Below are 9513 nucleotides of genomic sequence, written 5' to 3'. Positions count from 1 at the left end.
TGCGCAGTTCGGTGTGCGCGGCGATGGTCTGCCCCTCCAGGACGACCACCGTCCGCTCCGGCAGTGACGCGGCGAGGTCCGCCACGGCCGTGCGATGACCGCCGAGCAGCAGCATCCGCTTGGTGACTCCGGTCGGGACCGGCTACACGGCCATGCCGTACACGATCGTGAAGAGGGTGCCGAGGGAGCCGATGATGAAGACGCCGGTCAGGCCGGCGACGATGAGTCCCTTGCCCTGTTCCGCGCTGAACGTGTCGCGGAGCGCCGTCGCGCCGATGCGCTGTTTGGCCGCACCCCATACGGCGATACCGAGGCAGAGCAGGATGGCGACCGCCATCACGACCTCGATCATCACCTTCGCCTCGTTACCCAGGCTGCCGAAGGGGCCCCAGTCCGGAGCGATCCCCCCGATGATGGTGTTGATGTCTCCCTTGTCGGCCGCGAAGAGCATGTAAGTCACCGCCCCTGGTGGGTAGTTCCGCATCCCCTGCTGGTGCGCAGAGGTCAGGCATCATTGTCGCCGACAAATGCGCTGTCCGATGTCGACTTGGCGTCATTGATTGGCGGGTTTCGTACGAATACACCGTACGGTCACTCTGTGTATCACGGTAGGTAACGCCGGGCAACGAAGCCGGATCGGAACCTGTCCGTGGTTTGGTCGTTAGCCCCTGATTACTGGATTTGGTTCGTGTTGATGTTCTCATGATGAACGGGCCGCGGCTGGATGCCGCGGCCCGTTCTCTCGTGCCACGTGTGGCCCCCACGACCCACGGTGGCATGACATGTGACTGAGGGTCAGATCAGGGTGGGGAGCAGATCACCGTCAGTTGGTGAAGGCCGCGACGCCCTCCGGGGTGCCCCAGCCGGTCGGGCCGTCGTAGCCGGTCTCGGCGGTGCAGAAGTACGCCGTCGAGCAGGAGCCGTTGTAGCCACTGGTCACGTCGTTGAGGGACGAGGTGCCCGCGTAGTCGTAGGGGTACTGCGCCGGGTAGGTGCCGCTGGCCGGGGTGCCGGCCAGGGCGTAGACGCCGGCGATGATCGGCGCGGAGACGCTGGTGCCGCCGAAGGTGTACCAGCCGGCGGTGACGCCGTAGGAGTCGTAGACGGAGACGCCGGTGGCGGGGTCGGCGACGGCGGAGATGTCGGACTCCATGCGCTTGGTGCAGCCGGTGTCGGTCTGCCAGGTGGGCTTGGCGTCGTAGGCGGAGCAGCCGGAGCCGGTGCCCTCGGTGCTGGAGGTGCGCCAGACGGCCTCGGTCCAGCCGCGGGTGGTGGAGGAGGTGGAGAGCTTGGTGCCGCCAACTGCGGTCACGTACTGGGATGTTGCCGGGTACTCGGCGCCGTAGGCGCTGTCACCGGAGGAGACGGTGATGGCGACGCCCGCGTGCTTGTAGTACGAGGTGTCGTACGTCGTCTGGGAGGAGGACTCGGAGCCGCCGTAGGAGTTCGAGACGAACTTGGCGCCCAGGGTCACGGCCTCGTTCTCGGCGGTGCCGAGGTTGGCGTAGCTGGCGCTGGTGGCCTCGACGAGGGTGATGTTGCAGAGCGGGCAGATCGCGCTCGCCATGTCGAGGTCGAGGGAGATCTCCTCCGACCAGCCGGCGTCGCTGGTGGGGAGAGACGTCGTGGAGCCGGTCTGACTGACCTTCTTGAAGCAGCCGTTGGCCGTCGTGCAGGCCGAAAGGCCGTAGTACGAACGGTAGGTGGCGAGGTCGGCCTCGGCGTTCGGGTCGTTGTACGCGTCGACGATGGCGATCGTCTCGCCGGAGCCGTTGGAAGCGGCGGCGGAGGTCAGGCCGTAGGCGGAGCGGAGGTTGGTCGGGCTGTAGCCGGAGGGGGTCGTCGCGTCGGCCGCCTTCGGGGTGATGCCGGTCTTCGCGGCCTGCATCTTCTGGAAGGCGGTGAGGCCGCCGGTGACGCGGTAGGACTTGCAGGTGAGGTCGCCCGTGTGCTTGGGGGTCGCACAGGGGGTGGCGGCGTACGTCACCTTCGTGGAGGTGGTGGCGCTCGCCGCGGCGTCGGCCTGTACGGCGGTGCCGAGGCCGGTGAAGACGAGTGCGGCTGTGGCTATGACGACGGACCCTGTGCGGCGCCATCTACCGTGCGTGTGGGGGGAGTTGGGGGTCGTGGTACGCAAGGTGCAGCCTCCTGAGTCGGTGGAACAGGGGCGGTGCGGGTGCGTGCCGCCGGTACGGTTTCTCCGGCGGTGGGGGGCGGCCCGCGATGACGATCCCTTGTTGAGTACGCGACAACAAGAGGCTGCTGGAATCCTGACTTCCGTCTTACCGAACCAGGGCCGGGCCTTACTTTCCGATGGCCGTCCGATGGTCAGGGAGTGGTCACCGCTTGACTCAACTCACAGTATTTCCAGGGGATTTCCACTGGTCACACAGTCGCTTAGCACATGGGCACACGGCGAACGGGCCGCGGCTGGTTGCCGCGGCCCGTTGCCATTTGCTCCGCCGAGGGGACCCCACGTCCCCCTCTTGCCGGCGGCTCCCCGTGACCCGACGGGGAGGTTCTTGCGGAGTGGAGTGCGGTCAGCCGGTGAAGGCGGACACGCCCTCCGGGGTGCCCCAGCCGGTCGGGCCGTCGTAGCCCGAGCCGGCGGTGCAGAAGTAACTCGTCGAGCAGGAGCCGTTGTTGCCGCTCGTCACGTCGTTCAGGGCGGAGGTGCCGGCCTTGGCGTAGGGGTACTTGGCCGGGTAGTCGCTGCTGCCGGGGGTGCCGGCGAGGGCGTAGACCGAGGCGATGATCGGGGACGAGGCGCTGGTGCCGCCGTAGGTGCCCCAGCCGGTGCCGTCGGCGCCGTAGGTGTCGTAGACCGAGACGCCCGTGGCCGGGTCGGCGACCGCGGAGACGTCGGAGATCATGCGCTTGGTGCAGCCCGTGTCGGTCTGCCAGGTGGGCTTCGCGTCGTACGCGGAGCAGCCGGAGCCGGTGCCCTCGGTGCTGCTGGTCTTCCAGACGCTCTCGGTCCAGCCGCGGCTGTTCGAGGAGGTCTTGAGGGCGGTGCCGCCGACCGAGGTGACGTACTGCGAACCCGCCGGGTACTCGGCGCCGTAGGCCTCGTCGCCCGCGCTGGCGGTGATGGCGACGCCCGGGTGCTTGTAGTACGAGGTGTCGTACGTCGTGTCGGAGGAGGACTCCGAGCCGCCGTAGGAGTTCGAGACGAACTTGGCGCCGAGGGCGACCGCCTCGTTCACCGCGGTGCCGAGGTTGGCGTCGGTCGCCGACTTGGCCTCCACGAGGAGGATGTTGCAGTTCGGGCAGGCTGCGCTGACCATGTCGACGTCGAGGGACTCCTCGCCGGCCCAGCCGCTGTCGGCGGTCGGGAGGGAGGTCGTCGAGCCGGTCTGACTGACCTTCTTGAAGCAGCCGTTGGCCGTCGTGCAGGCCGAGAGGCCGTAGTACGAGCGGTAGGTCGCGAGGTCGGACTCGGCGTTCGGGTCGTCGTAGGCGTCGACGATCGCGACGGTCTCGCCGGAGCCGCTGGAGGAGGCGGCGCTCGCCAGGCCGTAGGCGGACTGGATGTCCGAGGGGCCGTAGCCGGTGGGGTCGGCGGAGGCGGCCTTCGGGGAGATGGTCTTGGGCGTGACGCCCTTCAGCGCGGCCTGCTTCTCCATGAAGGCGGTGGTGCCGCCGGTGACACGGAGGGCGTTACAGGCGGCGTAGCCCTTCTTCGGGGTGGCGCCGCAGGCGGCCTTCTCGTACTGCACGTGGGCCTTGGCGACCTGTGCGGCGACGGTCTTGGCGCTGACCTTCTTGGTGCTCGCGGTGGTGTCGGCGGCCGCGCTCGCGTGGGCCGCGGTGCCGAGTCCGGCGATCAGGAGCGCGGCGGTCGCGGCGGCGGCGGAGCCGAGTCTGCGCTCCGTAGCCGCCGACTCCGAGGCTTCCGATTCCGCTAGCCGAACCGATACGGCACCCCCCGCCCCCGACCTCGACGCGCGCATCGCCGCCCGCCAACTCGACGAGGAGCAAAGGCCGTTCGACCTCGACACCGGCCCGCTCGGACGCGGACGCCTTCTCGCCGTGGGACCTGACCGTCACGTACTCCTGCTGACGTTCCATCACAGCATCTACGACGGCGTATCGATGAACGTCATGATGGACGAACTCGGCCAGGTCTACGAGGCGTTCGCGGCAGGCGACCCGAACCCCCTGTCGCCGCTCGCCGTTCAGTTCGCCGACCACGCGCAGACCCGGCAGCGAGCGGTCCTCGACGGCGCACTCGCCGCCCAGGAGGACTACTGGCTACGCGCGCTGCACGACGCGCCGCCCGTCCTGGAACTGCCCACCGACCGTCCACGCCCGACGGAACAGCAATACGCGGGCGGCCGGGCCGAGTTCAGCCTCGACGACGAGGTCACCGCCGGGCTCCGCAGCCTCGCCAGGCAGCACGGTGCCACCTCCTTCGTGGCCGTGCTGGCAGGCTGGGCGATACTCCTGTCGCGTCTCTCCGGGCAGGAGGACATCGTTGTCGGCAGCCCGTTCGCCAACCGGCGCGGCCCGGGAGCTGGCGGTCTCATCGGCTTCCTCGTCAACTCCCTCCCGTTGCGCATCGATCTGTCCGGCTCCCTCACCGCGTCCGAGGCGCTCGCCCGCACCCGCGCCGTCGTACGCGAGGCACTCGCTCACCAGGACCTGCCGTTCGAGCGCATCGTCGAGCTGGTCAACCCGCCGCGCAGCGCCTCCCGCACCCCGCTGTTCCAGACCATGCTGGCCTGGGTGCCCGAACGGCGGGACCTGCTGCACCTGCCCGGAGTCGAGGCCCAGCCGCTGCCGATCGCCCACGCCCCGGCCAAGTTCGACCTCGCCGTGTCGGCGACCGAGTCGGACGGCCGTATCACCGGGTACCTGGACTACGCGACGGCCCTCCTCGACCACACCACCGCCGAGCGCTGGGCCGGTCATCTGCGGCATCTGCTCACCGACATGGCCAGACACCCCGAACGGGACGTCCGAGCCCTGGAGTTGATGGCCCCTCAGGAACGCCGACAGGAACTGCTCGACGGCGACGCCGCACGGTCGGAGGCACCCGTGGCCGCTCCGTCCACGGCGTCCGGACTCGTCGAACTCTTCGAGACCCACGTCCGCGAGCGCCCTGCACACACCGCCGTCGTCGACCGCGACAGCTCGCTGGACTACGCGTCCCTCGACCGCCGCGCCAACCACCTCGCGCACGCCCTCGTCGCCCGGTCCGTCCGCCCCGGCGACGTCGTCGGCCTCCACGCGCAGCGGTCCTGCGACCTGGCCGTCGGCATCCTGGGCATCCTCAAAGCGGGCGCCGCCTACCTCCCGCTCGACCCGGGCCAACCCGCCGAACGCCTCGCGAACATGGTCGAGGACGCGGCCTGCCCCCTCGTCCTGAGCGACCACGACAGCGCGGAACGGTCCCCGGAATGGCTCGACTTGGGGGCCGTAGAAGCCGAGGGAGCAACTCGCCACGAACCGCCCGCAGGCATCGCCCCCACGCCGGACCGGCTCGCCTACGTGATCTTCACCTCCGGTTCCACGGGACGGCCCAAGGGCGTCGCGGTGGAACACCGCAGCGTCCTCAACCTCTTCGCCGGCTGGCACGCCCGCATGGGCACCGCCCCCGGCGAGGTCGGCTCCGCCTGGTCCAGCATCGGCTTCGACGCCTCGATCCACGAACTGCTGCTGCCCCTCACCACCGGCGGCGAACTGCACATCGTCCCCGAGGAGTTGCGCGGCGACCCCGAGGAACTGCTGGCATGGATGCGCGAACACGCCGTGACCCAGGCCTTCTTGCCGCCCGCCTACGTCAAGTGGATCGACGAGGACCCGGCCGTACGGCTGCGCGGGCTTCAACTGCGTACGCTGCTCACGGGAGTCGAGTCGCTCACCGAAGCCGCCCTGCACCGCATGACCCAGCAACTCCCCGGCCTGCGGATCTGCTTCGGCTACGGCCCCACCGAAGCGACCCTCTACAGCACCGCCTACTACGACCCCCGCCCGCTGGAACGGCCGTGCCCCATCGGCCGCCCGCTGCCCGGCACCCGGATGTACCTGCTCGACGGCCGCATGGAACCCGTCCCGCCCGGCGTGACGGGGGAGGTGTACCTCGGCGGAGCATCGCTGGCCCGCGGCTATCTGGGCCGCCCCGACCTCACCAAGGAACGCTTCCTGCCCGATCCGTTCATACCCGGTGAGCGGATCTACCGCACCGGAGACCTCGCCCGACGCCTCCCGGACGGCCAGGCCCACTACCTCGGCCGCGCCGACGACCAGGTCAAACTCCGCGGATTCCGGATCGAACCCGCCGAGGTCGAAGCCGCGCTCATGGCCCTGCCCGGCGTCCGCGAAGCCGCCGTCCTCGTCGACCACGACGCGACCGGCCAGCCCCGCCTGCTCGCCGGCATCGGCCGGGGCACCGCACCGGCCCGCACCACCCACGACTGGCGCACCGCCCTCGCCCGCCGACTGCCCGACTACATGATCCCCGCCGCCTTCATCGACCTCGACACCCTGCCGCTCAACCGCAGCGGCAAACTCGACCGGCCCCAACTGCTGCGCCTGGCCCAGGAGTCGACCTCCAACCAGGTCAACACGGCCAGCCCGCGCGACCACATCGAACACGGCCTGTACCGGATCTGGCAGCGCATCCTGCTCCACCCCGACATCGGCGTCAGCGACAACTTCTTCGACATCGGCGGCACTTCGCTCTCGGCCATCAAGATGGCCCACGCCGTCACCGAGACATTCGGCCGCCGCCTACCGGTCGGCGAGGTGATGACCCGCCCCACCATCGAGGCACTCGCCGCGCTGCTGCGCGAGGACGGCACCGCCCGCGCGCCCGGCAGCCTCATCGAGTTCCGCCCCGGCACCGGCCCGCGTGTGGTCTGCGTCCACCCCGCCGGCGGCACCGCCTTCTGCTACCTCCCCCTGGCCACGATCCTCCCCGACAGTGTTGGCCTGTACGGCATCCAGTCCCCAGGAGTGAACCCCGACGAGGACCTCCTGCCGAGCGTGGAGGCCATGGCCGAGGAGTACCTGCGCCTGCTCGAACCCGACGGCGCATCACCCCTGGTCCTGACCGGTCTGTCCTACGGCGGCCTCGTCGCCCACGAGATGGGACGACTCCTGGCCCGTGCCGGACACCGGGCCGTCAGCGTCGTCCTCCTCGACACCCAGGCCACCGACGACGCATCCGCGCGCGCGGAGATCGGCGCCGTCGACGCGGCCGAGTTCCGCGACAAACTCGTGAGGTTCAACGGGATGTACCCCGGCATCGACGACGCCCAGGTCGACCGCTACTTCCACCTCTACAACCACAACCGGCTCACCGCCCGCGAACACCTCCCTGCGGCCTCCCCGGCGCGCACCGTCCTCGCCCAGGCCGTGCCCGACGGCGACGACACCCCCTTCCACGCCGAGGTCCGTGCCTTCTGGCGGCGCCGCGCCGAGGGCGACTACCGCGTCGAGACGATGGAGTGCGACCACTGGGAGATCCTGGAGGGCGTCGGAGCGGCCCAGGTCGGCACCCTGCTCACCGCCGAACTGGCCCACCACGAGGCCCAGTTGGCTCTGCCGACACGGGAGGCGTGATGGACCTCCGCCCCGCCCGCAGAGTCACCCCGGCCCCTACGAGGTCCGCCTCCCTCGCCGAGGCCGTACTGGGCCAGGCTCGCCGTACCCCGACCGCCGTCGCCGTCGAGGACGGCAACCGGATCCTCGACTACGCCGAGCTCGAAGAGGTCAGCGGCCGCGTGGCAACGCGGTTGTACGCGGCCGGAGTTCGCCCGGGCCACGCGGTCGCCGTACACCTGCCCCGCTCCTGGCAACTGGTCTGCGTCATGCTCGGCATCCGCCGCGCCGGAGCCACCGTCGTCCCCCTCGACCGGCTCAGCCCACCCGACCGGCAGCGGCACATCCTCGACGACTCTGGCGCCGTCGTCGTCATCCACGACAGCGGGCACACGCCCCAACTGCCGGAGTATGTAGCCGGGTTGGACGCCCACCTGCTCCTGACCGGTGACGGTCCCGTCCTGCCTGCCGTCCCTCCGGAGCAGTCCGGCGACACCGCCACGGGCTTCGTCTTCTACACCTCCGGCAGCACGGGGCGCCCCAAGGGCGTCGAAGTCACCGACGACGGAGTGCTGCGCCTGGCCCGGCCCGGCTACCTCGACCTACGGCCCGGCGCGCGCTTGGCCAGTCTGGCCAACCCCGCTTTCGACGCGCTCAGTTTCGAGGTGTGGGTCCCGCTCCTGACCGGCGGCGTCTGCGTCGTACTGGACGACGACCAGGTGCACAGCGCGCCTCAACTGGCCGGTGCGCTCCGCGAACGCCGTGTCGACACGCTGTTCATCACGACAGCCCTGTTCAACGCGGTGGCCGAGCAGGTACCCGACTGCTTCTCCACCGTCCGGCAGGTACTCGTCGGTGGTGAACAGCTCAACGCACGCATCGTCCGCCGCTGGTACGACACCAACTCCACGTCCCGCACCGTCCTGCACAACGTGTACGGGCCGACGGAGGCGACGACCTTCGCCCTCTGCCACCCCATCCCACGCGACTTCGCCGGCGACACCATCCCGGTCGGCACCCCGCTCCCCGGCACCGCCGTACTGCTGCGCACCGAGGACGACCGCACCGCCGAACCGGGCGAGGTCGCCGAACTGCTGCTGTCCGGCCCGGCGTTGACGCGCGGCTACCGCAACCTTCCGGAGCAGACCGGCCGCAGCTTCGTACGGCTGCCCAATGCGGCGGACGGGGAACGGCGTTGGTACCGCACCGGCGACCTCGTACGCCAGGACACCGAAGGCCGGATCACCTACGTCGGCCGGGCCGACCGCCAGGTCAAGGTCCGCGGCTTCCGCATCGAACCGGGGGAGGTGGAACGGCAGATCCTGGCCCAACCCGCCGTCCGCCAGGCCTACATATGCACCCGCCGCGACGAAGCGGACCGCAGCGAACTGCTCGCCTTCCTCGTCCTGGGCGGCGAACTCTCCTACGACGTGTACGACCGTCACCTCGCCGCCGCCCTGCCCTCGTACATGCGCCCCCACCACACCTACCTCGTCACCGAGTTGCCGCGAAACGCCAACGGCAAGGTCGACCAGGCCGCCCTGCTGCGCGACGCCGGGACCCCATGGCGTGGTGATCAGGAGGGCGACGTACCCGTCAGCGCCGAGCAACGGCGCGTGCTGGACATCGCCGAAGACATCCTCGCCGTCAACGGCCTGCGCCCCGGGGACCGTTGGGCCGCCAGCGGCGGTGACTCGCTGAAGGCGCTGCGCTTCCGCTTCGAGATCCTCAGCCGCTTCGCCGTCGACCTCCCGCACGACCTCGTCCTGCGATCCGACTTCGCCGCCCTCGCGGAAGCCGTGCACGCCCCGGAGACGACTGCGGGAGAACACCCGCCCGTGCCCGCACGTGCCGTGCTCATCGGGGTGTACGAACGTCTCCACGCACGCGAAGACGCCGAGCTGGACGCCGAGTTCGAGCAGCAACGCATTGCTCTCTGGCTGGCCTCGACGGGGGTCGGTGTGC

At 70.2% G+C, this 9513-nt stretch carries 4 protein-coding genes and 1 pseudogene; 2 read left to right on the top strand and 3 right to left on the bottom strand.

The annotated features are described in order from the left end of the window. Positions 1-142: 142 nt before the first annotated feature. The 3 genes from ACNFOC_RS44840 to ACNFOC_RS44830 all read right to left on the bottom strand — a co-directional run bounded on the left by ACNFOC_RS44840 (position 143) and on the right by ACNFOC_RS44830 (position 3953). The gene (locus ACNFOC_RS44840) at positions 143-451 is read right to left on the bottom strand and encodes a DUF8827 family protein (RefSeq protein WP_019065418.1); all 309 of its coding nucleotides are present in this window, start codon (positions 449-451) and stop codon (positions 143-145) included. Between the two features lie 372 nt (positions 452-823). After that, positions 824-2137, bottom strand: a complete 1314-nt coding sequence (locus ACNFOC_RS44835; protein ID WP_416964766.1) for a S53 family peptidase — start codon at positions 2135-2137, stop codon at positions 824-826. A 403-nt stretch (positions 2138-2540) separates the two neighbouring features. Next, a complete protein-coding gene (locus ACNFOC_RS44830; protein WP_416964765.1) occupies positions 2541-3953 on the bottom strand; it encodes a S53 family peptidase in 1413 nt (470 codons plus the stop codon). Here ACNFOC_RS44830 and ACNFOC_RS44825 point away from each other — a divergent pair. Then, positions 3934-7569 (top strand): annotated as a pseudogene (locus ACNFOC_RS44825) (non-ribosomal peptide synthetase); the annotation flags it as partial. The gene ACNFOC_RS44830 and the pseudogene ACNFOC_RS44825 sit on opposite strands and share 20 nt — an antisense overlap. Beyond that, a partial coding sequence (locus ACNFOC_RS44820) for an amino acid adenylation domain-containing protein (RefSeq protein ID WP_416964764.1) occupies positions 7569-9513 on the top strand: 1945 nt, incomplete at its 3' end. The pseudogene ACNFOC_RS44825 and the gene ACNFOC_RS44820, both read left to right, overlap by 1 nt.

It is taken from the genome of Streptomyces colwelliae, from assembly GCF_048158785.1.
Taxonomy (GTDB): Bacteria; Actinomycetota; Actinomycetes; order Streptomycetales; family Streptomycetaceae; genus Streptomyces.
This window is presented reverse-complemented; position numbering and strand designations above follow the sequence as displayed.